The organism is Sabulicella rubraurantiaca (assembly GCF_017355885.1).
Taxonomy (GTDB): Bacteria; Pseudomonadota; Alphaproteobacteria; order Acetobacterales; family Acetobacteraceae; genus Roseococcus; species Roseococcus rubraurantiacus.
Genome location: NZ_JAFEUU010000011.1, coordinates 56,655 through 82,244, shown reverse-complemented (window position 1 = coordinate 82,244; position 25,590 = coordinate 56,655). Strand labels below are relative to the sequence as shown.

Sequence of the window (25,590 nt, the reverse complement as noted above, 5' to 3'; positions counted from 1 at the left end):
GCCGTCCTCAGCCCGGGGCGGCCACCACCATGTCGCGCACCAGCCCCCGCTCGACGAGGCGCCGCATGGTGGCGGACATCTCGCTGAGCGCGACCTTCGAACCGGGCGGGAGGATGTGCGCGGCCGCCTCCCGCTCCAGGATCTTCTTCAGGACGAAGCAGCGCTGCCAGACATGCAGCGCGAACCGCAGCTCCTCGAACATGTGGAAGTTCCAGATCTGCAGTGGCGCGACGCCGCGCGGATACATGCGCTCCGCATCCTCCAGCAGACGGGCGGCTTCGGCGTGCTCGCCCGCGTCATGCGCGAGCAGCGCGGCGATCATCGTGGCGATGCCGAGGTTGGAGAGGAATTGCGGCCAGGTTTCCAGCCGGTCGGCGAAGCCCGTCACCGCAGTGAACTCGGCCCGTGCGCGGGAAAGGTCGCCCCAGGCCAGCGCGGCATAGCCGGCCGCGAGGTGCGTGGACGTCACCCATCGCAGCCGCGCCCCCTTGGCTTCCGCTCCCAGCCCCGCCTGCTGCTCCTGCCAGAGGGAGATCAGCCGTTCGGCCTCCTCGCGCCGGAAGCTGCCTTCCTCGATGGCGCGGTAGAGGGCGACGATCGTGCCGGCGAGGCGGAAATCCACATCATCCCCGGCAATCCTCAGCGCCCGGGCGGCGCCGTGGGCCTGCAGCAGCGGGTCGTTCACCCGGAAGGCCGGGTTCTGGAACAGGAGCTGGAAGGACTGGAAATCCTCGAACCGGAAGAAGCGGAACAGCGCCTCCTCCAGCGCCGGCGTAGGCGGAAGGGGGAGGCGGTCGCCATCCGCCCAAACGGCGGAAAGCGCGGCGGAGGACCAGTCCTCGTGCGGGTCGAAGGGCATGCCGATCAGCGTCTCGAAGCCGATGGCACGCCCATGCGCCTCGGGCCCCTGGGGAGGGAGCTGGATCTGCACCCGATGACGGTCCCAGCCGAGCTCGAAGGCGACGGGAGGCGTTCCATCCTCCCGCCGCGCCCAGCCGGCGAGGGTGAAGCCCTCGCGTCCGATCTCCAGCTTTTCCCAGGCGCCTTGGCGCGTCGCATTCGGCGGGGCGAGCCCGCCGGGCGAATCACCCACCCACGACCTCGAGCTTGACGTCCACGTTGCCGCGGGTCGCGTGGCTGTAGGGGCAAATCTTCTCGTGCGCCTCGTTGGCGATGGCCTGCAGCTCGGCCGTCGGGATCGAGGGATCCTCCACATGCAGCACGACGGACAGGCCGAAGCCGCCGCCCTCGCGCGGGCCGATGGAGACGGAGCAGGTCACCTTCGCGTTCTTGGCGCTCTTCTTCTGCTGGCTGGCGACGAAATCCATGGCGCCACCGAAGCAGGCGGCATAGCCGGCCGCGAAGAGGTGCTCAGGCGTCGAGGCGCCTTCCTTGCCGGGGCCGCCCATCGCCTTGGGCACGGAAAGCGTCGCCTGGATGGTGCCATCCTCTGCGCGCGTCGTGCCGTTGCGGCCACCCTGTGCGGTGGCCTTGGCGGTGAACAGGGGGGTGATCTTGTCCATGGGGGTTTCCTCGAGAAGCCACCCAGCCTAGCGGGGGGCCGGGGTGGTTTGGTAGGGGACCACCGCCAGGGCGTTGTGCGGTGACCCCTCCACCAGCCGGGTGGACCAGGCGAGGTAGACCAGCGCGCCATTTGCCTCGTCCACGAAGCGGTGGACGCGCGTTTCCTTGAAGAACAGGCTGGTCGAGGCTTCCCAGATCTGCTCCCCGCGCTCGCCGCGCCGGACATTCTCGGGGAGGGTGATGGGGCCGGTGGCGACGCAGGACAGGGCGAAGCGCGCCGGATCCTCCGCCAGGCCGACCATGCCCGACAGCCCCCCGGTGCGCGCCTGGGAGACATAGCAGGACACGCCGGGAATCGCCGGGTCGCCGAAGCGCTCCACCACCACCTGATGCGACCGCGTCAGGCCTAGATTGGTCAGGGCGGTGTTCACCCGGCCGATGCGGGTCGTGTCCTCCGCCGCGGCGGGGAGGGCGAGGAGGAGGAAGGGAAGGAGAAGGGCGCGCATGCCGGGTGAGCGCGCGGCGGCGAAACTGGTTGCGCTCAGCCCTCGCCCAGCCACTGGGCGTGAAGCGCCGTGATGCTCAGTGCCCGTGCCGGGAGCGGGGGCAGCCGCCCCGCCTCCAGCGCCGTCTCGATCAGGTCCAGCGCGCCGTTCACGTCGCGGAAATCGAGCCCGGCGAGGGAGAGCACGTCATGCTCCCACCAGCGCAGCCGCGTCATCCTTGCGATCACCGCTTCGGGGAAGCGTGGGCGGAGGACACGCGCCGGTATCCCGGCCACGACATGGAAGGCGGGCACGTCCCGCGTGATGACGGAACCCGCGCCGATCACCGCCCCATCGCCGATCGTGACGCCGGAGCGCAGGATGACCCGCGCGCCGATCCATACGTCATGGCCGATGGAGACGGGGCTGTTGCTGTTGAAGGGGCGCAAGGGCGCCTGCCTGGGGTGCCCGCGCGCCGAGCGGAAGCTGTCCCAGCCATGCACGTCCGGCACGTATTGTACCATGGAGGTGGAGAGCCAGTCCGTCGGATGCTGGTCGGAGGCCACGTCCACCTCGGGCGCGATCGAGCAGAAGCGGCCGACGCGCGAATGTCCCAGCTTGCCGCCATAGATGCCGGTCATCGCGCCGACCCGCACCATGTGCCAGTCCGGGATGGCGGCCTGGATGACGCAGGGCGCCTCGAACTCCGCATGCGGATGCAGGCGCTGCGTTGCGTGGGAAAGCTCGATGCCCTGGCGCTGGAGGAAGGCACGGAATGGCGGCGTGACCTCGACCAGCTTCGGGCTCACGGCGCGCACATTTCCAGGAACTGCGCCTCGGTCAGCACCGTCACGCCCAGCTCCGCGGCCTTGGCGGCCTTGGAGCCGGCATCGGCGCCCACCACCACGAAATCCGTCTTCTTGGAGACGCTCTTGGCAATGCGTCCCCCCGCCGCCTCGGCCTTCGCCTCCGCCTCGGCACGGGACAGGGTTTCCAGGCTGCCGGTGAAGACCACGGACTTGCCGGCGAAGGGCCCGTCACCCCCCGCCTGCGCCGCCTCAGGCGTCACATGGCGCAGCAGGTCATCGAGGGCCGCGTTGTTGCGCGGCTCGGCGATGAACTCGACCACCTCCTGCGCGATGGCCGGGCCGATGCCGACGATGGCTCCCAGTTCCTCCCGCGCCTCGCTGCCCACCACGCGCGCCGCTTCCATGGCGGTGCGCCAGCGCGCCACGTCGCCATAGTGCCGGGCCAGGAGCTTCGCGTTCTGCTCGCCGATGCGGCGGATGCCGAGGGCGAAGAGGAAGCGCTCAAAGGGAACGACCCGCCGCCCCTCAATGGCGCGGAACAGGTTGCGGATGGAGAGCTGGCCCCAGCCTTCGAGGGTGCGGAGATCGGCCTCGCGCTCCGGCAGGCGGAAGATGTCGGCTGGGGAGGAGAGCCAGCCCTTCTCGTGCAGCAGGGCGATGCGCTCCTCGCCCAGCCCCTCGATGTCCATGGCGCGGCGGGAAACGAAATGCTTCAGCCGCTCCACGGTCTGCGCCGGGCAGATCAGCCCGCCGGTGCAACGCCGCACCACCTCGCCGGGCGGGCGCACCGCGTGGGAGCCGCAGGCCGGGCAGGTGCCGGGGAAGTCATAGGGCGGGCCGCGCTCGCCTTCCGTCGGGGGCAGCGCCTCCACCACTTGCGGGATCACGTCCCCCGCGCGCTGGATCACCACTCGGTCGCCCGGCCGCACGTCGAGGCGGCGGATCTCGTCCTCGTTGTGCAGCGAGGCGTGGGTGACGGTGACGCCGCCCACGGGCACAGGGCGCATCACCGCGCGCGGCGTCAGCGCCCCGGTTCGCCCGACCTGGATCTCGATCCGCTCGAGCGTGGTAGTGGCGCGCTCGGCCGGGAATTTCCAGGCGATGGCCCAGCGCGGCGCCCGACCGACGAAGCCCAGGCGCCGCTGCCAGTCCAGCCGATCCAGCTTGTAGACCACGCCGTCGATCTCATAGGCGAGGCGCGGCCGCTCGGCGGAGATGCGCGCCTGGAAGGCGGGGGCGTCGCTGATCCGCTCCGAAAGCGGGTTCACGGTGAAGCCCTTGGCGCGCAGCCATTCCAGCCATTCCCAATGCGTCTTGGCCGGGGCCTCGCTAGCCTCGCCCATCGCATAGGCGAAGAGCTTGAGCGGGCGCGTCGCCGTCACGGCCGGGTCGAGCTGGCGCAGAGAGCCGGCGGCAGCGTTGCGCGGGTTCACCGGGACGGGTACGGCGGGGCCCAGCTTCTCGCCGCGCTCGCGCCGCGCCTCGCGCTCCTCCGCCAGCTTCGCTTGGGCCTTCCGGAAGTCGTGGAAATCCTCGCGGTCCATGAAGACTTCGCCGCGGATCTCGATGCGGGCGGGGAAGGGGGGCGGGAGGGCGTCAGGAAGATCCTTCAGCGAGCGGAGGTTCTGCGTCACGTCCTCGCCCACCGTGCCGTCGCCGCGCGTCGCGCCCTTCACGAAGCGCCCGCCCTCGTAGAGCAGGTTCACCGAGAGGCCGTCGATCTTCGGCTCCGCCACGAAGGGCAGCGCCGTGTCGGCGGGTAGGGCGAGGAAGCGGCGGATGCGCGCCTCGAACTCGGCGAAATCCGCCTCGCCGAAGGCGTTGTCGAGCGACAGCATCGGCGCCAGATGGCGCGACTTGGCGAAGCCCTCGCTCGGCGCGCCGGAGACCTTCTGGGTCGGGCTGTCCGGGCGAAGCAAGGACGGATGCTCCGCCTCCAGCTGCTTCAGCCGGCGCATCAGCGCGTCGTATTCGGCGTCGCTGATCTCTGGTGCATCGTTTTCGTAGTAGAGCTTGTCGTGGTGGCGGATCTCGGCGGTCAGCCGCTCGATTTCCGCCGCCGCTTCTTCGGTCGTCTCGCTCATGCCAGTTCCGCCAGCCGGTCCAGAGCCACGCCCTCCACGATCTCGCCGCTGAAGAGGCCTTCGCTCCGCGCGCCGATGGAGCGGTAGAAGACCAGCGCCTCGTCGTCACCCTCATCCACGCCCCACCACAGGCAGCCCGCGCCATGGCGCTTCGCGTCCCGCGCGAGGGCGGCCATCAGGCCGCGCGCGAACCCGCGTCGGCGCGCGGCAGGCTCGACGTAGAGGTCCAGCAGCATGAGCGCATCCGCCTGGCGCTCCGCGTCATAGACGAAACCCGCCGTGGCGAAGCCCACCAGGGCGCGGTCCCACTCCGCCACGCGCAGCAGCGCCTTGGGCTCGGGGCCAAGCAGGTCGCGCCGGACGATCTCCGCCGTCATCGGCCGCGTCGGGGGCAGGCCGTCCAGGCTGTTGATCGCGTTGATCAGGGCCGCGACCTGCGCTTCCTCTCCAGCACACGCCGGGCGGATCACGCCGCGCCTTCCAGCAGCGCCAAGGCGGCGGCGCGGGCAGCCTCCGTGACGCGCTCGCCGGCCAGCATGCGGGCGATCTCCTCGCGTCGGTCCTCGGCCTTCAGGGGTGTGACTCGAGTTTCCGCCGCTTCGCCGCGCACCGCCTTGGCGACGCGCAGATGATGCGCCCCGCGCGCCGCGACCTGCGGCGAATGGGTGACGACCAGCACCTGCAGCCGCTCGGCCACGCGTTGCAGCCTTTCGCCCACCGCGGCCGCCGTGGCGCCACCAATGCCCGCATCCACCTCGTCGAAGACCAGGGTCGGCACCGGCGAGCCGCGCGCCAGCACGACCTTGAGCGCCAGCATCAGCCGCGACAACTCGCCGCCCGAGGCGATCTTCATCAGCGCGCCGGGCGCCTGGCCGGGATTGGTAGACACCAGCATGGTCACCCGGTCCTGACCGTCCGGCCCCCAGGCGGCTTCCTCGCGTGGGAGGATTTCGATCACCACGCGCGCGCGGTCGAGCTTGAGCGGCGGCAATTCGCGCGCCAGCGCCTTCTCCAGCTTGCGGGCGGCGTCGTGCCGCGCGGCGGTCAGGGCGCCGGCAGCGCTGGCATAGGCCTCGCGCGCCTCGCGCCGCGCCGCCTCCAGCGCCGAGACGCGCTCCGTTCCCGCATCCAGCGCGGCGAGACGCCCGCGCAGCGTCTCCAACAGGGCGGGAAGCTCCACCACCGGCACGGCGTGCTTGCGCGCGGCGGCACGCAGGGAAAACAGCCGATCCTCCAGCACCTCCAGCCGGCGCGGGTCCGGCATGGCATCGGCGGCGAGGCGCTCCAGCTGCTGCTCGGCCTCCGCCAACGCGTCCATGGCGGTAGCGAGAGCGGCCAGCGCTGCCTCGGCGGTGTCCTTCTGCGACGGTGCGCCGGGCAGGCGCTCCAGCGCGCGGGCGGCGTTGCGGAGCGCGGCGGCGGGGTTGGTGCTGCGGCGGTCGCGCGGCTGCAGCTCGGACAGGGCGGCGGCGATGGCCTCGTTGCGGCGTTCGCCCTGCTGCAGGGCCGTGCGCTCCTGGCTCAGCGTCTCCTCCTCGCCCTCCTCAGGGGCGAGGGTGGAAAGCTCCTCCACGGCGTGGCGAAGCCATTCCTCGTCGCGCAGGGCGGCGGCCACGGCCTCCTCCGCCTCGCGCAGCGCCGCCTCGGCGGATTTCCAGGCGCGGTGCGCGGCGGCGACCTTGCCGCGCTGCGCTTCCAGCCCGCCAAAGGCGTCCAGCAGCGCGCCATGGGTGGAAGGATCGGCAAGGCCGACCTGATCGTGCTGGCCCTGGACTTCCACCAGCGTCGCGGCGATACGGCGCAGCAGGCCCACCCCGACGGGCTGATCATTTATGAAGGCGCGCGAACGGCCATCGGCCTGCACGACCCGGCGCAGCACCAGGGCTTCCTCCGCCTCCATGCCCTGCTCGGCCAGGATGGCGTGGGCGGGATGGGCGGCGGGCGGCAGGAACACGGCGGCGACGCTGGCCTGGGACTGGCCGGCGCGCACCAGCCCCGCCTCCGCCCGCATCCCCAGCGCAAGGCCGAGGCTGTCGAGCAGGATGGACTTGCCGGCGCCGGTCTCGCCGGTCAGCACCGAAAGGCCCGGACCGAATTGCAGGTCCAGGCGCTCGATGAGCACCACGTCGCGTATGGAAAGGGAGGCGAGCATGGGGCTATGCCCTGCGGCGCGGCGTCATCCTCAGAAGATGGTGTTCCAGGCGCGGCGGAACATCCCCGGACGGTCCTGCGGTGCGGGCAGGGCGCCCGGCGTCAGCAGGGCGTAGCTGTCCTGATACCAGGTCGAGCCGGGGAAGTTGTGGCCAAGCACGCTCGCGGTGCGCCGCGCCTCGTCCCTCAGGCCGAGGGCGGTGTAGATCTCGGTCAGGCGGTGCAGCGCCTCCGGCACGTGGTTGGTGGTCTGGTAGTCCTCCACCACGCGGCGGAACCTGCCGATCGCGGCGTTCAACAGCCCCTGGCGCTGGTAGAAGCGGCCAATGTTCATCTCCTTGCCGGCGAGGTGGTCGCGGGCGAGGTCGATCTTCAGCCTTGCGTCGCGGGCATAGGCCGTGTCGGGGAAGCGGTTCACCACTTCCTGCAGTGCCGTCATTGCCAGTTCCGTTCCGCGCTGGTCGCGCTGGCTGTCGGAGATCTGCTCATAATAGGCGAGGGCGCGCAGGTATTGGGCGTAGGCCACGTCGCGATGCGAGGGGTGAAGCTGGATGAAGCGGTCCAGCCCGCCGATTGCCTCGGTGTAGCGGTTGCGCATGTACTCGCCATAGGCGCCCATGATCTTCGCGTTGGTCGCCCAGGTAGAGAAGGGATGCTCGCGCTCCAGCGTGTCGAAGATCTCGACGGCCTGGGGATAGCGCTGTGCCTGGAGCGCCTCGATCCCCGCGGCGTAGAGGCCTTCGGGCGAGCGGTCCACGATGCCGGCGGTGGCTGACCGTTCGCGGAACAAGCTTCCCATCGAGCCGTCCCACTGCGTCACGCCGCAGCCAGAGAGGGGCAGGAGGACAGCCAGCAGCAGAAGCGGGCGCGAGGAAATGGTCATGAGGTCGGGCATGGCTCCTTCGGGGCGCTGCATACCACGGAACGCGCCCGCCGCGAGGGGGCGGCCCCGCCCCCTCGACCGGCGCCGCTCAGGCGGCGACGGGAATCCGCGTCTCGGCCGCCGGGATCGCGGCGCCGGCGAAGCGCCACGCCGAACGGTCGGCGAAAAGGGCGCGGAGCAGCTGGTTGTTCAGCGCATGGCCCGAGCGGTGGCCGGTGAAGCGGCCATGGATCGGATGCCCGGCAAGGGCGAGGTCGCCCACCACGTCCAGAAGCTTATGGCGCACGAACTCGTCGGGGCGGCGCAGACCGCCCGGGTTCAGCACCAGCGGCCCGTCCACCACCACCGCGTTGTGCAGCCCACCGCCCTGGGCCAGGCCAAGCGAGCGGAGGTGGTTCACCTCCTCGGCGAGAGTGAAGGTACGCGCATTGGCCAGTTCCTCGCGGAAGCTGTCAGCGGTGACGCGCAGCGAGAAGCGCTGCGTGCCGATGGCTGTGCCGGCGAACTCAATGGACAGGGCGGCGTCGAAGAAGGGCTCGTCGCCCGGCTCCAGCTCGGCCCAGCCGCCCTGCGTGTCCTGCACGCGGACGGTCTTCAGCACCTCAATGGCGCGAAGCGTGCCGGGCTGCTCCGTGGTGCCGGCGCACTGGATCAGGAAGAGGAAAGGCTCGGCCGAACCGTCAAGAATCGGCACTTCCGGACCGTCCAGCTCCACCACCGCATCGTCGATGCCGGCAGCGGCCAGGGCGGCCATCACGTGCTCGACCGTGCCCACGCGGGCCTCGCTCTGGCCGGGCAGGCCGAGGGCGGTGCAGAGCCGCGTGTCCACCACGTGGTCGTGGCGGGCGGGAATGGTGACGTCGATGTCGGTGCGATGAAACACGACGCCCTGGCCGGGCTGGCCTGGGCGCAGCGTCAGGGTGATGGACGCCCCGCTGTGCAGGCCCACGCCACGGCACGAGATGCTGGCGGCAAGGCGCCGGCGACGGCCGAGCGGAAGCTGTGCGAAACCATCCATGCGATACGAAATCCCCTTAGATGAGTGACAAGACGCCCCCCGCGCCGTGTCGCTACGTCGCTCAGATGGCACCTCGCACCCGCGAAGGCCAGTCAAGCGTTGTTTCTTCATGTTTCGATGTAAGCCGTTGATTCAGAAGCCAATTGCGGGCGTTTTACTGCCCCATTCTGACCACATTTCCTTGGCCTCGACATGCAAACGGCCGCCCCGTCTCCGGGGCGGCCGCGCGAAGGCGCCGTGATGGCGGTTCAGTTGCTCTGACGGCGCAGGAAGGCTGGGATGTCCAGGCCGTTCTCATCTGGCTGAGCGACCGGGCGCGGTGTGGCGGCGCGCGGCTCCACTGCCGGTTCGGCACGCGGCGCCTGGGGCTGAGGCTCGACCGGGCGCTTCATGGGCGCAAGGCCGGTAACCGAGCGGAACAGCCCGCGCAGCCCGCCGCCAAGGGCAGCCGGCACTTCCGGCGCCGGAGCGGCGGCAGGCGCTTCCATGGACACGGGCGGCGCGGCCACCGGAACCGGATGCGGCATCGGCTGCTCCTCCACATAGGGGAGGGGCTGCGCGACGGGCTGCGCGACTGGCGCGGCGGCCTGGCGAAGCATACCCGCCATTCCGGGGGCCGGGCGACGCGCGGCGGGTGCCACCGGCGCGGCGGGGCGCTGCGTCGGAGCCGGCGCGGCAGCCGCAGCGTTCACCACGGCGAGGCGCGGGCCGGCGCTGGCGGCGGCGCTCGCGACATCGATGCCCGTGGCGACCACGGAGACGCGGATGCGGCCGTTCATCGTGTCGTCGATGGAGGAGCCGAAGATGATGTTGGCTTCCTCGTCCACTTCCTTGCGGATGCGGTTCGCCGCCTCGTCCACCTCGAACAGCGTCATGTCGAGGCCGCCGGTGATGTTGATCAGCACACCCTTGGCGCCGAGCATGGAGGTGTCCTCCAGCAGCGGGTTGCTGATCGCCGCCTCGGCCGCCTTCACGGCGCGGTCGTCGCCCTCGGCCTCGCCCGTGCCCATCATGGCCTTGCCCATCTCCGCCATCACGGTGCGGATATCGGCGAAGTCCAGGTTCACGATGCCGGGGTTGACCATCAGGTCGGTCACGCCGCGCACGCCCATGTAGAGGACGTTGTCGGCCATCTTGAACGCCTCGGCGAAGGTCGTGCGCTCATTCGCCATGCGGAAGAGGTTCTGGTTCGGGACGACGATCAGCGTGTCCACGAACTGCTGCAGCTCCTCAAGGCCGGCATCGGCGGCGCGCCTGCGCTTCGGGCCCTCGAAGTCGAAGGGCTTGGTGACGACGCCGACGGTGAGGATGCCGCGCTCGCGCGCCATGCGGGCGATGACGGGCGCCGCACCAGTGCCGGTGCCGCCGCCCATGCCGGCGGTGACGAACACCATGTGGCAGCCCTCGAGATGGCGGGCCAGCTCGTCCGTCGCTTCCTCGGCGGCGGCGCGGCCGATCTCAGGCTTAGCACCGGCGCCCAGACCCTGAGTCAGGTGGGGGCCAAGCTGGACGCGGCGTTCGGCGCGGCTGTTCACCAGCGCCTGGGCATCGGTGTTGGCAACGATGAACTCGACCCCGTCCAGGCCAAGGGCGATCATGTTGTTGACGGCGTTGGTTCCGCCGCCGCCCACGCCGATGACGGCGATCCTGGGCGAGAAATCCGTGTGCTGTGTCACGGGCAACGTCAGGTTCAGCGTCATGCCTGTCTCTCCTCACCCCCAGGATAGAACCTGTGTCGAGTCGGGTCTTCCCTAGTGAAACTCCCGACCCCCGGAAGAATCACAAACGCTCCCGGACCCATCGAACGAGGCGCGCCATCACCCCATCGCGCGGGACGGGGCCGGGCGCAAGGTCCCACAAGGGGCGACCTTCGCCCGCGGCCCATGCCAGCAGCCCGACCACGCCCGAGAAACCGGCGCCGGATGCGGTTTCCGGCAGCCCCCGCACCATGCGCGGCCGGCCCAGCCGCACCGTCACCTCGCGGCCCAGGATGCGCGCCGCGAGCTCCCGCACCCCGATCAGCTGCGACGCGCCGCCGGTCAGCACGATGCGCCGCCGCAGCTCCAGCGGCAGGCCGGAGCCATCCAGCCGGTCGCGCAGCAGCTCGAAAGTTTCTTCCAGCCGGGGGCGGATGATGCGCACCACCATCTCGCGCGGGACGCGGGCGATCTGGTCCTCTTCCTCGCCCACCTGCGGGATGGAGAGCAGCTCCGTCCGGTCCTCGGCGGATTCGAGGACGGAGCCGTGCATGGTCTTCAGCCGCTCGGCATGGGCGATGGGGGTGGACAGCACGCGGGCCAGGTCGTTCGTGACCTGCCAGCCGCCGACCGGAAGCTGCGCCGTATGGGTCAGGCGCCCCTCGGCGAAAGCGGCGAGGCTGGTCGTGCCCGCGCCCATCTCCACCACCACGGCGCCCATCTCGCGCTCATCCTCGACGAGAGTGGCGAGGCCAGCGGCGAAGGGGGCGCTGACCATCTCTTCCGCTTCCAGCTCGCAGCGATGCAGGGTCACGCCGAGATTGGCGAGGGCGTGGCTTGCCGCATCCACCACGTGCAGCCGGGCGGAGAGCGTGTCGCACACCATGGAGCGCGGATCCTCGACGCCGGCCGTCGCATCCACCTGGAAGCCGAGAGGGAAGGCATGCACCGCCTCCCGCCCCTCCGAGGCGGTGCGGCGCACCCCTTCCGCGAGGATGGAGCGGAGGTCGCCATCGGTGACGGCGCGCCCGCCCACCGGCCAGAGGATGTTGTGGACGCGGCTTTCCGGCTGCCCGCAGGACAGGTTGGTGATCACCCCGTTCAGCAGGTGATCGGCCATTTCCTCCGCATGGGCCACGGCGGCGCGGATGGATTGCTCCGCCGCCTCCATGTCCACGATGGAGCCGGCCTTCACGCCGCGCGATTTCTGCCAGCCGAAGCCCAGGGCACGCGGGACGCCGTCGCCCTCGATGCGCGCGATCAGGCAGACCACCTTGGAGGAACCGATATCCAGCACCCCAAAAGGTCCGGAGCGCGCGGGGCCGAGGCGGCGAGAGCGCGCAGGCGGCTCGGCCGCCTGGGGCTGAAAGCGAACGAGATCCTTCATCCGCGTGGCGACCGGCTCGGAGCGGCGGGTGTTGCTGTCGCCGCCGGGGTGGGCGCGGCGTTCGGCATGGGGCGCAGCACCAGCCGGTCCGGCAGGCGCATATCGACCGAGGCGAGCGGCCGGTCGAGCAGCTTGTCGCGCGCGTGCAGCTCGGTGAGGCGGGTCAGGGCAGCGCCCTCATGCCCCTCGGGCAGCAGGATGTCGGCGCCATTGAGCAGGCGCAGGTTCCAGCGCCGCTCGGAGACGCGGATAATGGCCTGCACGCGCTCGCCGATCTCGGGCGTTCCACGCAGCAGGTCGATCATCGCTGCGGCGTGGCGCTCCGCCCCGTTGCCGACCACGAGCGGCAGGGGACCGAAGGCCTCCAGCCGCTCCGAGGCCATCACGCGGCCTTCGCGGTCGATCACGGAGAAGCGGCCATCCTTCTGCCAGATGGCGAAGGCGCGCCGCTCGACGAGGCGAACCAGCACGGTGCCGGGCAGGCGGCGTTCCACATGCGCCTCGTCCACCCAAGCGATCTCCTCCAGCCGCTGCTTCGCGGCATGGGGATCGAAATCCAGGATCGGCTCACCAGGCTGCGTCCGCAGCGCGAAGAGCAGCGCCTCGCGCGGGGTGAATTCGCGCCCCTCGATGCGGATCTCCTGCACCGACAGGCCCGGACCGCGCCCCAGCGCCGCGAGGTGATGCGCCGCGTCGCGCAGCCGCGCCGCCGGGTCCAGGGCGATGAGGCCCAGCGACAGCGCGCCCAGCCCACCCACGGCAAGGGTCGCGATGCCCGCGCCCTTCAGCCAGTTGCGTCGCCGCCGCAGCCACAGCCGCAGGCGCGACGGGCGCTGCGGCGCCTTGGCCGCCGCGCGCTGGCGCGATTCCGCCGCCAGGCGCGGCCGCGCGGCGCTGGGCTCACGCGCCATGGCGCGCCTGCTCCACGATCCAGCGGCACAAGGACGGGAAGGGGATGCCCAGATGCGCCGCCTGTTCCGGCAGCAGCGAGGTGGGCGTCATCCCGGGTTGGGTGTTCACCTCCAGCAGGAAGAGCTTGCCCGGCTCCCCCTCTGTGTCGTCGTAGCGGAAATCGGAACGGGACACGCCGCGGCAGCCCAGCGCCCGGTGCGCCGCGAGCGCCACGCGCTTCGCCTCCGCCTCGATCTCAGGATGGATCCGGGCGGGCAGGACATGGCGCGAGCCGCCATCGGCATACTTTGCCTCGTAGTCGTAGAACTGGTTGTCGGTGGCAATCTCCGTCACGGCGAGGGGACGGTCGCCCATCACCGCCACGGTCAGCTCCCGCCCCGGGATGAAGCGCTCCGCCATGATGCGCGGGCCGAAGCGCCAGCCGCGGGCGATCTCGCGGCGCCGGTTGTCGCCCTCGCGCAGGATGGACACGCCGACGGAGGAGCCCTCATCCACCGGCTTCACCACATAGGGGAGGGGGAGGGGATCCGCCTCCTCCAACTCCTCTGGGGAAACCACCTTGTGCGCGGCGACAGGCAGGCCATGCGCCTCGAACACTGCCTTGGCGGCCGACTTGTCCATGGCGACAGCGGAGGTGCGGACACCGGAATGGGTGTAGGGCAGCCCCATCCAGTCCAGCACGCCCTGGATGCAGCCATCCTCGCCGAAGCGCCCATGCAGCGCGTTGAACACCGCGTCCGGCCTCGCCGCCTGGAGCGCGCCGATGGTTGCGGAAAGATCTGACCCGACCTCGATCGGCGCGACGGCGAAGCCCGCTTCGCGCAGCGCGGCCACGATCTGCCGACCAGAAGAAAGGCTCACCTCGCGCTCCGCCGAGATGCCGCCGTAAAGCACCGCCACCGTGTTCATTGCGCCACCCCGATGCGCCGGATTTCCCAATGCAGTGCCACGCCCGAATGGGCAAGCACTCGTTCGCGCACCTCCTCGCCCAGTCCCTCGATCTCGGCCGCCGTGGCGCCGCCCGTGTTGACCAGGAAGTTCGCGTGTTTCTCGCTCACCATCGCGCCCCCGCGCGTGAGACCCCGGCAGCCGGCCGAGTCGATCAGCGCCCAGGCCTTGCCGGCTTCCGGGTTGCGGAAGGTGGAGCCGCCGGTGCGGGCGCGGACAGGCTGTGAGGCCTCTCGCGCCGCGCGGATTTCCGCCATGCGGGCGGCGATCGCGGCTGCGTCACCCGGCGCGGCGTGGAATCGGGCGCGGGTGACAACTCCGCGCTCCGGCAGCGCGGCATGGCGATAGCCGAAGCGGAAGGCAGAAGCGGGCAGGCGCTCGACGCCCCGCGCCGTCGCGACCTCGGCCCAATCCAGCACGTCCTTGACCTCGGTGCCGTAGGCGCCGGCATTCATGGCGACGGCGCCGCCGACGCTGCCGGGGATGCCGCACAGAAATTCCAGCCCGGCGAGGCCGGCGGCAGCGGCGTGCTCGGCCAGGGTCACGTCCAGCGCCGCGGCGCCAGCCACGATACCGTCCGCTTCCGCCGCGATGGCACCGAAGCCGCGTGCCGGCAGGCGGACCACCATCCCAGGCACGCCACCGTCGCGCACGATCAGGTTGGAGGCGGCGCCGATCACCGTGAGCGGCGTCGCAGGGTCGAGCCCGGCCAGCAACGCGACCAGGTCCTCCGCATCGGCAGGCTTTGCCAGGAACTCCGCCGGGCCGCCGACGCGGAACCAGGTCTGCGGGCCGAGCGGTGCGCCCGCGTCCAGCCGTCCGCGCAGTGCCGGAAGGGTGAGAACCCCACTCATGCGCGCTTGAGCGGCACGAGCCGCCCGGATTTCGCCTGCAACTCGGAAAGCTGTGCCGGCAGGGCATGGGCCCAGGTGGTGATGTTGCCGGCGCCCAGGCAGACCACGAAGTCGCCGGGCTTGGCGATGGCGTTGATCATTTCGGGCAGGGCGTCGGGCTCGGGCAGCGGAACGACGGAGCGGTGGCCGCGCGCACGCAGTCCTTCCACCAGCGCATCCTTGTCCATGCCCTCCAGCGGCGCCTCGCCAGCGGCATAGACATCGGCGACGATGACGGTGCCCGCATCGTTCATGCAGGTGCAGAACTCAGGGAAGAGCTGCTTCAGGCGCGAATAGCGGTGCGGCTGCACGACGGCGATCACGTCGCGCGCCCCGGCCTGTCGCGCCGCCTTCAGCACGGCCGCGATCTCGACCGGGTGGTGGCCGTAATCGTCGATCACCGCGATGCCGCCCGCCTCGCCCACGCGGGTGAAGCGACGCTTCACGCCCTTGAAACCGGCCAGGGCCTGGCGGATCACGTCCTCCGGCACTTCCATCTCGACGCCCACGGCGATGGCGGCCAGCGCGTTCTGCACGTTGTGCTGGCCGAGCATCGGCAGGCGGAACGGCTTCATGGTGCGCGAGCGGCCAGTGGCGCGGTCCTGCACCGTCACCTCGAAGGTGGCGCCCGCACGGTCGGTCAGCAGCTTCTGCGCCCGCACATCGGCCTGGGGCGAGAAGCCGTAGGTCACGAGGCGCCGGTCCAGCTTGGGAATCATCGCCTGCACGCCTGGGTGATCCATGCAGAGAACGGCGAAGCCATAGAAGGGGATGTTGCCGACGAACTGCGCATAGCCGTCGCGCATCGCCTCCTCCGTGCCCCAGTGGTCCAGGTGCTCGGCATCCATGTTGGTGACGACGGCGACCGTGGCGGGCAGGCGCAGGAAGGAGCCGTCGCTCTCATCGGCCTCCACGACCATCCACTCGCCCGTGCCCATGCGGGTGTTGCCGCCATAGGCGTTGACGATGCCGCCATTGATCACGGTGGGGTCGAGCCGCGCCTGCTCCAGCACGCAGGCGATCAGGGAGGTTGTGGTGGTCTTGCCGTGGGTGCCGCCCACCGCGATGCCCCATTTCAGGCGCATCAGCTCGGCCAGCATCTCGGCGCGGCGCACGACGGGGAGGAGGCGCTTGCGGGCGGCCTGGACCTCCGGGTTGTCTTTCTTCACCGCCGTGGAAACGACCACCACCTGCGCGTCGCCGAGGTTCTCCTCGCGATGGCCGACATGGACGGGGATGCCGCGCTCCCGCAGGCGGGCGACGTTGTAGCCCTCCGCGATGTCGGAGCCCTGCACGGAATAGCCGAGGTTGTGCAGCACCTCGGCGATGCCGGACATGCCGATCCCGCCAATGCCGACGAAGTGGAGCGTGCCGATGGACAGGGGCAATGCGCGCATCTCAGGAGGCTTTCCGGCGAAGGAGGGCAAGGACGAGGTCGGCGAGGTCGCGCGCCGCCTGTGGGCGGGCGAGGGATGACGCGGCTCGGGCGGCTGCGGCAAGCTTTTCCGGCGCAAGCAGCCATGTCGAAAGGAGGCTGGACAAGGCGCCCGCATCCATCTCGGCCTGGGGCAGCACGCGCGCCGCTCCGGCACCGGCCAGGGCACGGGCATTGGCCACTTGGTGGTCGTCGATGGCCGAGGGCAAGGGAACCAGCAGCGCGGGACGCCCGGCGCACGCCAGTTCCGCCAAGGTCGAGGCCCCGGCCCGCGCCACCACCAGATGCGCCGTCGCCAGTCTGCGCGGCATGTCGGAAAAGAAGGGCGACAATTCGACCGGGATGCCGGTGCCGGCATAGGCGGCGCGCACCCGCTCGAGGTCCTCGGCGCGGCATTGCTGCGTGACGATCAGCCGGTGGCGTAGGGCTTCGGGCAGGGAGGCGATGGCGGCGGGCACCGTGTCGGCAAAGACCCGCGCGCCAAGCGATCCGCCGGTGACGAGCAGCCGGATCGCCCCCTCGCGCGGCGCCTCGTAGCCGTGCCCGGCCAGGGCGGCGAGAGCGGGTCGCACCGGATTGCCCACGACATGCGGCTTCGCGCCGGCCGGCACCTTGGCCGTCTCGCCATAGGTGAGGGCGAGGGCATCGGCGCGCGGCGCGAGAAACCGGTTGGCCCGGCCCAGCACGGCATTCTGCTCGTGGATGACCAGCACGGGCCGGGCGCTGCGAAGCGTCAACGCGGCGATGGCCGGCGGGATGGCCGGGTAGCCGCCAAACCCCACCACCGCCCGCGCCTCCAACCGGCGCAGCAGGCCGCGTGCCACCATCGTCCCCTGGCCAAGCTGGGCGAGGCCCTGGGCGGCGCGCCATGCGCTGCGCCCTGCCACCCCACCGCCCTTCAGGACGAAGCGCTCGGCCTGGGCGAAGGCAGGGCTGTCGAAGGCGGCTGAGCGCGCATCGGTGAAGAGCGCGATGCGCTCGCCACGCGCGGACAGCTCGGCGGCCAGGGCTTCGGCCGGGAAGAGGTGGCCTCCTGTGCCCCCGGCCGCGATGGCGATCATGTACCCGGTTCCATCCGCGAGATACGCCGCCGCGTCAGGGCCAGAAGGAAGCCCATGCCCAGCGCCAGCGCGACGACGGAGGAGCCGCCATAGGACACGAAGGGCAGCGTCATCCCCTTGGTCGGGATGAGGCGGAGCGAGGACCCCATGTTGATGAAGGCCTGCAGCCCGAACTGGGTCAGCAGTCCCGCCGCGGCGAGGGAGACGAAGATGTCGCGCTCCTCGCACAGGCGCAGGAGGCCGCGCAGCACCACGAAGGCGAAGATGCCCAGGATCACGAGGCAGGCGACGAGGCCGAACTCCTCCGCTGCCACGGGGAAGACGAAGTCCGCATGGGCGTCGGGCAGCACGTCCTTCACACGTCCCTCGCCTGGGCCGCGCCCGAGCAGTCCGCCATTGCCGAAAGCTTCCAGCGACATGCGGATCTGGAAGTCGCCGTCGGAGTTGCTGTGGGCCTCCGGATAGAGGAAGCGGTTGATGCGCATCCGGACGTGCCCGTGCAGCGTGTAGGCGAGCACGCCCAGCCCGACGACGCCGACGCCGCCCACCATCACCCAGAACAGGTTGATGCCGGAAACGAAGACCTGGGCGAGGAACACGGCGACGATCACCGCCAGCATGCCGATATCGGGCTGGCGCTTCAGCAGCACCGCCACGATCCCGATCAGCACGAAGGACACCACGAGGCCCGGGAAGCGCGGCGTCCGCTTGCCCTCGGCGATCAGCCATCCACACACCACGGCGAGGCAGGGCTTCAGGAACTCCGAGGGCTGCAAGGACATGCCGGGCAGGGAGATCCAGCGCCGCGCGCCCTTGATCTCCGTGCCCACGACCAGCGTCATCGCGGTCAGCGCCAGCGCGCCCACCGTGCCCAGCATGGCGAGGCGCAGCACCCAGCGTGGCGAGAGCAGCGACACCGCCACCATCACCCCCACGGCGAGGACCGAGTACATGACCTGCCGCGCCAGGAACATGTGGCGGGAGGAGGCGCCGATGCGCTCCGCGACCGCCGGGCTGGCGGAGAGCATCATCACGTAGCCGATCGCCACGAGGGAAAGCAGCGCCGCCAGGGTCCAGCGATCCACGCTCCACCACCAGCGGCCTAGCACGGAAGTGTCGTTGCGCGAGACGGCCATCAGCCGAGTGCCTCCCTCACGAGTTGGCGGAAGCGGTCGCCCCGCGCGTCGAAGCCGGTGAACTGGTCCCAGGAGGCCGCGGCGGGGGAGAGCAGCACCACGTCGCCGCGCTTCGCGAGCGCCATGGCGCGGGGCACCGCCGCCTCCAGCGTGCCCACCACCTCATGCGCGACCCCATGCGATGCGAGGGTTGCGGCGAATTCGGGGCCGTCGCGCCCGATCAGCAGCGCGTGGGCGATGCGCGGGAAAAGCGGCGCGAGGGGGGCGATCCCACCCTCCTTGCCTTCTCCGCCCGCGATCCAGACGACGCGCCCGTAGGAAGCCAGGGCCTTCTCGGTGCTGTCGGCGTTGGTGGCCTTGCTGTCATTCACGAACAGGATGCCGTCGCGCTCCGCCACGACCTCCTGACGGTGCGTCAGGCCGGGATAGCTCCGCAGCCCCACCGCCAGCGCGTCGCGCGGCACGCCGAGCTCCATCGCCATGGCGCAGGCGGCTGCCGCGTTCTGGGCGTTGTGATCGCCCGGCAAGGTGGAGCACTCGGTGAGGTCGGTGATTGGGCCCGCCGTGTCGCGCAGGATGCGTCCCTCCCACCACACCCCGCCCGGTCCGAGCGGAATGACGCGCGAGGGGATTTCCTCCGCGAACGAGGCAGTGAGCACATCGCCCTGGCCCAGCACCGCCACGTCGCCCGGCCCGTGATGCGCGAAGATGCGCGCCTTGGCAGCCCGATAGCCCGCCATGTCGCCGTGCCGGTCCAGGTGGTCGGGCGTGAGGTTCAGCAGGCAGGCCACGTCGAAATGCGTCCGGTCCAGCCGCTCCAGCGCGTAGGAGGACATTTCCAGCACGTAGATGCCGTCATCACTCAGGATAGGCAGGCCGAGAGCGGGCGGGCCGAGATTGCCGCCCACCGCGACCTTCCTCCCCGCGCTCTCCAGGATATGCGCCAGCAGCGCCGTCGTCGTGCTCTTGCCGTTGGTGCCGGTGATGCCGGCGAAGCGCGCACGCGACCCGGCATGGCGGACGGCGCGGAACAGGAACTCGATCTCGGACAGGATGGGCGCGCCCGCCGCCTGCGCCGCCTCGGCCGCCTTGTGCGGGCGGGGCAGGCGATGGGCGATGCCCGGGGAGAGCAGCAGCACGTCGAAGGCGAAGCGCTCCGCCGGGTTAGCGATGCGAAGCCCGACGCGGCGCGCTTCTTCGCGCGCCTTCTCGCTGTCATCCCAGGCCGTCACCTCCGCGCCCCATTCGACGAGGCGACGCGCGGCAGGCAGCCCGGCCTTGCCGAGCCCCACCACCGCCACGCGCTGCCCCGCGAACGGCATCATCGGATCTTCAGCGTCGAGAGGCCGACCAGCCCGAGCACCATGGCGATGATCCAGAAGCGGATCACGATGGTGGGCTCGGCCCAGCCCTTCTTCTCGAAATGGTGGTGCAGCGGCGCCATCAGGAAGACACGCCGCCCGGTGCGCTTGAACCAGAAGACCTGGATCATGACGGAGAGAGTCTCCACCACGAACAACCCGCCGACGATGGCCAGCACGATCTCGTGCTTCGTGGCGACCGCGACCGCGCCCAGCGCGCCGCCCAGCGAGAGCGAGCCCGTGTCGCCCATGAAGACCGCCGCCGGCGGCGCGTTGAACCACAGGAAGCCGAGCGAGGCGCCGATGAGCGCCGAGCAGATCACCGCCAGCTCGCCCGCGCCCGGGACGCCGTGCAGCTGGAGGTGGTCGGCGAAGATGCGGTTGCCGACGAGGTAGGCGATCAGCGCAAACACGGCGGCCGCGATCATCACCGGCACGATGGCCAAGCCATCCAGCCCGTCCGTCAGGTTCACGGCGTTGGAGGCGCCCATCATCACGAACATGGCGACGAGCGGGAACAGGATGCCGAAGGGGATCAGCACCTGCTTGAAGATCGGCACCGCAAGCGTGTCCTCCAGCCCGGCGGGCAGGAGCATGCAGAACCAGATGGCCGCACCCAGGCCGATCAGCCCCTGGGCGATCAGCTTCTGCCGCCCCGACACGCCCTTGGTGTTGCGCTTGGTCACCTTCAGCCAGTCATCCATGAACCCGATCGCGCCATAGCCCAACGTGACCAGCATCACCGGCCAGACGAAGCCGTTCCGCAGATCGGCCCAGAGCAGGAAGGACAGGGTGAGCGAGAACAGGATCAGCACCCCGCCCATGGTGGGCGTGCCCTTCTTGGTGAGGAGATGCGATTGCGGCCCGTCCTCCCGGATGGGCTGGCCGGCGGGCTGGAAGGTGCGGAGCCAGGCGATGATGGGGCGGCCGAAGACCAGGGTCAGGACGAGCGCGGTCATGCAGGCGGCGCCCGCGCGGAAGGTGATGTAGCGCGTCAGGTTGAACAGGATGAATTCCTCGGCGAAGGGGCCGAGAAGCAGCGGAATCATGCGGAAGCCTTCCCACCGGCAGCATCCAGCGCGCGGATGACCGCCGCCATCCGCATGCCGAGTGAGCCCTTGACCAGAACGGCGTCCCCGTCGCGCAACGCTGCCACGAGCCGGGGCGCGAGAGCCTCGGACGTCTCCGCCCAGAAGCCCTGCCGCGCGGGGGGGATGCCAGCGAAGAGGCGGCTCATCAAGGGGCCGCAGGCAAAGACCAGATCAGCGTGCGAAGCGACCTCCGGGGCGAGGTTTTCGTGCAACGCAGGGCCGTGGCTTCCCATTTCCAGCATGTCACCCAGCACGACGATGCGCCGCTTCGCCTTCTGCGCTGCCAGCACGCCGACTGCAGCGCGCAAGGCCGTGTCGCTGCTGTTGTAGCTTTCGTCCAGCAGCAGGGCGACGCCGCCATCTGGGGTGGAGATGCGCCGCATCTCGCCGCGCCCGGCCCCGGCGCCGAAGCCTTCCAGCGCCGCCGCGGCCAGACCGGCATCACCGCCCGCCGCCTGGATGGCGGCGAGGGCGGCCAGCGCGTTCAACGCCATGTGCTTCCCAGGCTGCGCCAGGGATAGCGTCACGTGGCGGCCGGACAGAGAGAAGAGCGCGGTGGAGGAAGCCTCCTCGCCCTTGAAGTCCAGCAGCCGCGCCTCGCATTCCGGCCCCTCACCGAAGCCGATGACGCGGGCGCCGTGCCCGCCTGCGACCTCGGACATGCGTGCGAAATGCAAGCTCTCGGCCGGCAACACCGCCACGCCGCCGGGCACGAGGCCGGCGGCGATGTCGGCCTTCTCCTCCGCGATGGCCTCCTGGCTGCCGAGGTGGCCGATATGTGCCGTGCCCACATTGGTCACCACCGCGACATGCGGCCGGGCGAGGCGCGACAGCGGCGCGATCTCTCCACGGTGGTTCATCCCCATCTCCACCGCCGCCCATGCCGTCTCGCGCGGCATCCGGGCCAGGGTGAGGGGAACGCCCCAGTGGTTGTTGTGGCTCGCCGCGCTCGCATGGGCCGGGCCGAGGCCGGCGCAGGCGCGGCGCAGCATCTCCTTCGTGGTGGTCTTGCCCACGCTGCCCGTGACGCCGATCACCCGCGCGGAGGAGCGAACCCGCCCGGCCGCGCCCAGTGCCGTCAGCCCGGCCAGGGTGTCGGCCACGCGCAGCGTGGGCCCGGTCGGCACGTCGCGATCCACCATGGCGGAGGCGCCCGCGGCGAAGGCCTGGGCGACGAAGTCGTGCCCGTCGCGCTCCGCCCGCAGCGCCACGAAGAGATCGCCCGGTTGGACGGTGCGGGTGTCGATGGAGATGCCGGTCGCGGAGAGCGTGTCGTCGCACGCCCCGCCCGTCGCCTCGCGCAGTTCGGCGGCGGTCCAGAGGGGGGTCATGTGGGTGCTCCGGCAAGGCGGCGCACCACCTCGGCATCGTCGAAGGGAAGGGTGACGCCCGCGATGGTCTGGCCCTGCTCATGCCCCTTGCCGGCCACGGCCAGGACATCGCCGGGGCCGAGGGCTTCGAGGGCGCGGGCGATCGCCGCTTCCCGCGCGCCGGCATCGACGGCGCCGGGCGCGCCTTCCAGCACGGCACGACGGATGGTGGCCGGGTCCTCCGAGCGCGGATTGTCGTCGGTGATCCAGACGCGGTCGGCGCCGCGCGCGGCAGCCTCGCCCATCAGGGGGCGCTTGCCGGGGTCGCGGTCGCCGCCAGCGCCGAACAGCACATGCAGACGCGCGCCCTTAGCCACGTGCGGGCGCAGCGCGGCGAGGAGGCGGGTCAGCGCGTCGGGGGTGTGGGCGTAGTCCACGAAGATGGCGGCGCCATTGGGCAGGGTGGCGGCCAGTTCCATCCGCCCCCGCACCCCCGTGAGGCGCGGCAGCAAGCCGAGGGGATCCGAGAGACCCAGGGCCGGCGCGAGGGCAACGGCCAGCGCCGCATTCTCCGCCTGGAAGCGGCCAGGGATGCGAAGCTCCACCTCGCGCCCCGCGATGCGAGCCACCTGCCCATCCGGCAGGGGGCGCCAATCCTCCACGGCCGCTTCCCGCCATTCGAGGCGGCGGCGCGTGGCGACCGCCCGCAGCGCCTCGCGCGTTTCCGCGTCCATGCCCGCGCCGGCAGCGGCGATGGCGCCTTGCGGCAGCAGGGCGTCGAACAGCCGCAGCTTGGCGTCGCGATAGGCCTCCAGGGAGCCGTGATAATCGAGGTGGTCACGCGTCAGGTTGGTGAAGCCGGCTCCCGCAAGCCGCACCCCGTCCAGGCGCCGCTGGTCCAGCCCGTGCGACGAGGCTTCCATGGCGAGCCGCGTCACCCCGGCACCATCGAGGGCAGCGAGCGTCGCGTGCAGCGTGACCGGGTCGGGCGTGGTGAGCGAAGGACCCGGCGGGAAGGCGGGCGCGACGAGGCCGAGCGTGCCGAGCGACGCGGCCTTGTGCCCGGCCAGCTCCGCCATCTGCCGCAGGAAGTCGGCGGTGCTGGTCTTGCCGTTGGTGCCCGTGACGGCGACCGCATACTCTGGCTGGCCCGGCGTCAGCCGCGCGGCTGCAAGCGCGAGTGCCCGGCGCGGATCAGCGGCGAGGAGCAGCGGGCGCGCCGGGACGCCTTTAGGCCAGGTGGTTCCCTCCGGTGCGACCACGGCGACGGCGCCGCGCTCCACCGCGCCGCCGATATGGGCGCGGCCGTCATGGCGGCTGCCGGGCAGGGCGAAGAAGACGGTCTCGGGTCCGGCGTCTCGGCTATCGGCCGTCAGGCGGGCGAAGCGCGCATCCGCCGCCGCTTCGGGAACCGCGACACCGCAGCCGAGCAGATCATCGAGCCGCACGGCCGGACTCGGGGCTGAGCCCGTGAATGACGAGGCGTGGCATCGCCACCCCTTCGCCGGCATCGGTGCGGCGCAGCGGGGCCTGGCCGGGCTCGAAGCCCGGCGGCACGGCGGGGCGGGGCGCCAGGGTCGGAGCTGGGCGAGGTGTGGGTGTGGACTGCGCGGCCGGCTGGATGCGCGGCGCCGCCGGACGGCCCGGCTGGAGGGGAAGGGCGATGGTGGACTGGATCTGCTGCTGCCGTTCGATCTCAGGCACCATGCCAAGGATGGGGGCCGTGCGCTCCAGCACGCGGCGCGCGGTCGGGGCAGCGACGACGCCCGCCGTCGCGAAGCCGCCCGTGTCGGCGCGGGGCTTCGGCTCATCCACCATGAGGTACATGGAATAGCGCGGCGCATTCATCGGGAAGGCCCCGACGAAGGCGGAGATACGGCGGTTCTCGATATAGACGCCGCGGTCATTGGTCTTCTGCGCCGTGCCGGTCTTGCCGCCGATGAAGTAGCCGGGGCTTTCGGCGGAGCGGGCGGAGCCATCCGTCACCGCCACGCGCATCAGGCGGCGCATCTGCTCCGAGGTGCGCTCGGAGATCACGCGCACCCCCTCGCGCTCCGCCCCCTCGGGCTGGGCGAGGACGGTCGGCTGGCGAAGGATGCCGCCATTGGCCAGGGCGCTGGTCGCGGTGATGACATGCAGCGGCGTGACCGAGATGCCGTGGCCGAAGCCGATCGTCATGGTGTTGACGTCGCGCCAGTTGCGCTGAGAGGGCGCGAGGGGAACCGCCGCCTCGGGCAGTTCCACCGTGAGGCGCTGCAGCAGCCCCATCCGCCCGATGAACTCGCGGTGCCGGGTCGGCCCGACTGTCATCGCCATGTGGGCAGTGGCGAGGTTCGAGGAGTAGGCGATGATCTCCGGCAGGGCGAGCCAGCGATTCTTGCCGCGGAAGTCGTTGATCGTGTGCCGCCCGATCCGGATGGGGCGCGAGGCGTCGAAGCCTGAATGCAGCTGCACCGTCCCGAGGTCGAGCGCCATGGCGGAGGTAAGCAGCTTGAAGGTCGAGCCGGGCTCGTAGACGCCGGTGACGGCGCGGTTGAAGCGCTGCTCCGCCGGGGCCTGGGCGAGGTCGGAGGCGGCGAAGTCCGGCAGCGACACCATGCCCAGCACCTCGGCGGTGTGGACATCCATCATGATGGCCGCGCCGCCGATGCCGTTGAACCGGCCGATCGCCCAGTCCAGCGCCTCGCGCACCTCGCGCTGGATGCGGATGTCGATGGACAGGCGCAGGGGCGCGCGGGACACGCGCAGCCGCTCGTCGAACCACTTCTCGACGCCGGCGATGCCCACCCCGTCCACGTCCACCACGCCCAGCACGTGGGCCGCATCGCGGCCGCGCGGATAGGTGCGGCGCTCGGCGGTCTCGAAGTAGAGGCCGAGGATGCCGAGGTTGTTGATCGCCTGTTCCTGGCGCGGCGTGATGAAGCGATCGATGTAGGCGAACTGCCGGGGCGGGGAGAGGCGCTGCACCAGGCGATCCCGGTCCAGGTGCGGCAGGATGCGGACAAGCTGGTCCGCCACGGCGCGCGGGTCGTCGATCTGCGGCGGGCGGGCGTAGAGCGCGGTGCCGCGCACTGTCACCGCCAGCACTTCACCGTTGCGGTCGGTGATCTCGGCCCGCGCGACTGGTGCTTCGGACACGGGGGCGGAGCGAGGGGCGGTGGCGATGCGCGAGGCCGCCGGGTCCAGCACGGTGGCGTCGGTCAGCTTCAGCCCGACCGCGGTGAACAGCAGGCCGAAGCCTGCGGCGGCGACGAACAGCCTCCCCTTCATGCGCGTGCGCATGAGCGCCTCGCCCGGGGCGACGCGCACCAGGGCCCGCGAGGCGCTCTCCTGCGGTGGCAGGGGCGCCTCCGGGCGGCCCCGGGGGGCGGCGTCCGGCGAAGGTGGGGGGAGGTGCGTCACGGT

At 71.2% G+C, this 25,590-nt stretch carries 22 protein-coding genes; all 22 read right to left on the bottom strand.

Features of this window, described 5'->3' with window-relative positions; all coding sequences use genetic code 11:
* Positions 1–7 precede the first annotated feature (7 nt).
* The 22 genes from JTJ31_RS17685 to JTJ31_RS17580 all read right to left on the bottom strand — a co-directional run bounded on the left by JTJ31_RS17685 (position 8) and on the right by JTJ31_RS17580 (position 25,587).
* The gene (locus JTJ31_RS17685; RefSeq protein ID WP_207540057.1) at positions 8–1,093 is read right to left on the bottom strand and encodes a hypothetical protein; all 1,086 of its coding nucleotides are present in this window, start codon (positions 1,091–1,093) and stop codon (positions 8–10) included.
* A complete protein-coding gene (locus tag JTJ31_RS17680; protein WP_207540056.1) occupies positions 1,086–1,523 on the bottom strand; it encodes an organic hydroperoxide resistance protein in 438 nt (145 codons plus the stop codon). Before JTJ31_RS17680 ends, JTJ31_RS17685 begins: the two co-directional genes overlap by 8 nt.
* A 27-nt stretch (positions 1,524–1,550) precedes the next feature.
* Entirely contained in the window at positions 1,551–2,030 is a 480-nt protein-coding gene (locus JTJ31_RS17675) for a CreA family protein (RefSeq protein ID WP_207540055.1), read from the bottom strand.
* A 35-nt stretch (positions 2,031–2,065) separates the two neighbouring features.
* Complete coding sequence (locus tag JTJ31_RS25215) at positions 2,066–2,818, bottom strand: CatB-related O-acetyltransferase (RefSeq protein WP_328805768.1); 753 nt, start codon at positions 2,816–2,818, stop codon at positions 2,066–2,068.
* The gene (gene ligA, locus JTJ31_RS17665; RefSeq protein ID WP_207540054.1) at positions 2,815–4,902 is read right to left on the bottom strand and encodes an NAD-dependent DNA ligase LigA; all 2,088 of its coding nucleotides are present in this window, start codon (positions 4,900–4,902) and stop codon (positions 2,815–2,817) included. The genes JTJ31_RS25215 and ligA overlap by 4 nt, the downstream gene beginning before the upstream one ends.
* On the bottom strand, positions 4,899–5,372 hold the full coding sequence (locus tag JTJ31_RS17660) for a GNAT family N-acetyltransferase (RefSeq protein ID WP_207540053.1): 474 nt from the start codon (positions 5,370–5,372) through the stop codon (positions 4,899–4,901). The genes ligA and JTJ31_RS17660 overlap by 4 nt, the downstream gene beginning before the upstream one ends.
* Complete coding sequence (recN, locus tag JTJ31_RS17655; protein WP_207540052.1) at positions 5,369–7,054, bottom strand: DNA repair protein RecN; 1,686 nt, start codon at positions 7,052–7,054, stop codon at positions 5,369–5,371. Before recN ends, JTJ31_RS17660 begins: the two co-directional genes overlap by 4 nt.
* A gap of 30 nt (positions 7,055–7,084) precedes the next feature.
* Entirely contained in the window at positions 7,085–7,948 is an 864-nt protein-coding gene (locus JTJ31_RS17650; RefSeq protein WP_207540051.1) for an outer membrane protein assembly factor BamD, read from the bottom strand.
* Positions 7,949–8,024: 76 nt separating this feature from the next.
* Positions 8,025–8,954 carry a UDP-3-O-acyl-N-acetylglucosamine deacetylase gene (gene lpxC, locus JTJ31_RS17645; RefSeq protein ID WP_207540050.1) on the bottom strand — a complete coding sequence of 310 codons (930 nt, stop codon included), beginning with the start codon at positions 8,952–8,954 and terminating at the stop codon, positions 8,025–8,027.
* 248 nt (positions 8,955–9,202) lie between these two features.
* Complete coding sequence (gene ftsZ / locus JTJ31_RS17640) at positions 9,203–10,654, bottom strand: cell division protein FtsZ (protein WP_207540049.1); 1,452 nt, start codon at positions 10,652–10,654, stop codon at positions 9,203–9,205.
* A gap of 79 nt (positions 10,655–10,733) precedes the next feature.
* On the bottom strand, positions 10,734–12,038 hold the full coding sequence (gene ftsA, locus JTJ31_RS17635) for a cell division protein FtsA (protein ID WP_207540048.1): 1,305 nt from the start codon (positions 12,036–12,038) through the stop codon (positions 10,734–10,736).
* Complete coding sequence (locus tag JTJ31_RS17630; RefSeq protein WP_207540047.1) at positions 12,035–12,949, bottom strand: cell division protein FtsQ/DivIB; 915 nt, start codon at positions 12,947–12,949, stop codon at positions 12,035–12,037. Before JTJ31_RS17630 ends, ftsA begins: the two co-directional genes overlap by 4 nt.
* The gene (locus tag JTJ31_RS17625) at positions 12,939–13,859 is read right to left on the bottom strand and encodes a D-alanine--D-alanine ligase (protein WP_207540046.1); all 921 of its coding nucleotides are present in this window, start codon (positions 13,857–13,859) and stop codon (positions 12,939–12,941) included. Before JTJ31_RS17625 ends, JTJ31_RS17630 begins: the two co-directional genes overlap by 11 nt.
* Positions 13,856–14,752, bottom strand: coding sequence for a UDP-N-acetylmuramate dehydrogenase (murB, locus tag JTJ31_RS17620; RefSeq protein ID WP_207540045.1), 897 nt, complete (start codon positions 14,750–14,752; stop codon positions 13,856–13,858). Before murB ends, JTJ31_RS17625 begins: the two co-directional genes overlap by 4 nt.
* Positions 14,749–16,188, bottom strand: coding sequence for a UDP-N-acetylmuramate--L-alanine ligase (murC, locus tag JTJ31_RS17615; protein WP_207540044.1), 1,440 nt, complete (start codon positions 16,186–16,188; stop codon positions 14,749–14,751). Before murC ends, murB begins: the two co-directional genes overlap by 4 nt.
* Position 16,189: 1 nt before the next feature.
* Positions 16,190–17,287, bottom strand: a complete 1,098-nt coding sequence (gene murG / locus JTJ31_RS17610; RefSeq protein WP_207540043.1) for an undecaprenyldiphospho-muramoylpentapeptide beta-N-acetylglucosaminyltransferase — start codon at positions 17,285–17,287, stop codon at positions 16,190–16,192.
* Positions 17,284–18,426, bottom strand: a complete 1,143-nt coding sequence (locus tag JTJ31_RS17605; protein WP_408015431.1) for an FtsW/RodA/SpoVE family cell cycle protein — start codon at positions 18,424–18,426, stop codon at positions 17,284–17,286. The genes murG and JTJ31_RS17605 overlap by 4 nt, the downstream gene beginning before the upstream one ends.
* On the bottom strand, positions 18,423–19,748 hold the full coding sequence (murD, locus tag JTJ31_RS17600; RefSeq protein WP_207540041.1) for a UDP-N-acetylmuramoyl-L-alanine--D-glutamate ligase: 1,326 nt from the start codon (positions 19,746–19,748) through the stop codon (positions 18,423–18,425). Before murD ends, JTJ31_RS17605 begins: the two co-directional genes overlap by 4 nt.
* On the bottom strand, positions 19,745–20,833 hold the full coding sequence (gene mraY / locus JTJ31_RS17595; protein WP_207540040.1) for a phospho-N-acetylmuramoyl-pentapeptide-transferase: 1,089 nt from the start codon (positions 20,831–20,833) through the stop codon (positions 19,745–19,747). Before mraY ends, murD begins: the two co-directional genes overlap by 4 nt.
* Entirely contained in the window at positions 20,830–22,206 is a 1,377-nt protein-coding gene (locus JTJ31_RS17590; RefSeq protein WP_207540039.1) for a UDP-N-acetylmuramoyl-tripeptide--D-alanyl-D-alanine ligase, read from the bottom strand. The genes mraY and JTJ31_RS17590 overlap by 4 nt, the downstream gene beginning before the upstream one ends.
* Entirely contained in the window at positions 22,203–23,696 is a 1,494-nt protein-coding gene (locus JTJ31_RS17585) for a UDP-N-acetylmuramoyl-L-alanyl-D-glutamate--2,6-diaminopimelate ligase (protein ID WP_207540038.1), read from the bottom strand. The genes JTJ31_RS17590 and JTJ31_RS17585 overlap by 4 nt, the downstream gene beginning before the upstream one ends.
* Positions 23,620–25,587 (bottom strand): peptidoglycan D,D-transpeptidase FtsI family protein, encoded by a 1,968-nt coding sequence (locus JTJ31_RS17580; protein WP_207540037.1) that lies wholly within the window; start codon positions 25,585–25,587, stop codon positions 23,620–23,622. Before JTJ31_RS17580 ends, JTJ31_RS17585 begins: the two co-directional genes overlap by 77 nt.
* Positions 25,588–25,590: the final 3 nt, after the last annotated feature.

Coding starts and splice junctions, on each gene's coding strand:
- JTJ31_RS17680 (WP_207540056.1), bottom strand. CDS start 1,523: ATGGACAAGATCACCCCCCTGTTCACCGCCAAGGCCACCGCACAGGGT.
- JTJ31_RS17675 (WP_207540055.1), bottom strand. CDS start 2,030: ATGCGCGCCCTTCTCCTTCCCTTCCTCCTCCTCGCCCTCCCCGCCGCG.
- ligA (WP_207540054.1), bottom strand. CDS start 4,902: ATGAGCGAGACGACCGAAGAAGCGGCGGCGGAAATCGAGCGGCTGACC.
- recN (WP_207540052.1), bottom strand. CDS start 7,054: ATGCTCGCCTCCCTTTCCATACGCGACGTGGTGCTCATCGAGCGCCTG.
- JTJ31_RS17650 (WP_207540051.1), bottom strand. CDS start 7,948: ATGCCCGACCTCATGACCATTTCCTCGCGCCCGCTTCTGCTGCTGGCT.
- lpxC (WP_207540050.1), bottom strand. CDS start 8,954: ATGGATGGTTTCGCACAGCTTCCGCTCGGCCGTCGCCGGCGCCTTGCC.
- ftsZ (WP_207540049.1), bottom strand. CDS start 10,654: ATGACGCTGAACCTGACGTTGCCCGTGACACAGCACACGGATTTCTCG.
- ftsA (WP_207540048.1), bottom strand. CDS start 12,038: ATGAAGGATCTCGTTCGCTTTCAGCCCCAGGCGGCCGAGCCGCCTGCG.
- JTJ31_RS17630 (WP_207540047.1), bottom strand. CDS start 12,949: ATGGCGCGTGAGCCCAGCGCCGCGCGGCCGCGCCTGGCGGCGGAATCG.
- JTJ31_RS17625 (WP_207540046.1), bottom strand. CDS start 13,859: ATGAACACGGTGGCGGTGCTTTACGGCGGCATCTCGGCGGAGCGCGAG.
- murB (WP_207540045.1), bottom strand. CDS start 14,752: ATGAGTGGGGTTCTCACCCTTCCGGCACTGCGCGGACGGCTGGACGCG.
- murC (WP_207540044.1), bottom strand. CDS start 16,188: ATGCGCGCATTGCCCCTGTCCATCGGCACGCTCCACTTCGTCGGCATT.
- murG (WP_207540043.1), bottom strand. CDS start 17,287: ATGATCGCCATCGCGGCCGGGGGCACAGGAGGCCACCTCTTCCCGGCC.
- murD (WP_207540041.1), bottom strand. CDS start 19,748: ATGATGCCGTTCGCGGGGCAGCGCGTGGCGGTGGTGGGGCTCGGCAAG.
- mraY (WP_207540040.1), bottom strand. CDS start 20,833: ATGATTCCGCTGCTTCTCGGCCCCTTCGCCGAGGAATTCATCCTGTTC.
- JTJ31_RS17590 (WP_207540039.1), bottom strand. CDS start 22,206: ATGACCCCCCTCTGGACCGCCGCCGAACTGCGCGAGGCGACGGGCGGG.
- JTJ31_RS17585 (WP_207540038.1), bottom strand. CDS start 23,696: ATGCCGGCGAAGGGGTGGCGATGCCACGCCTCGTCATTCACGGGCTCA.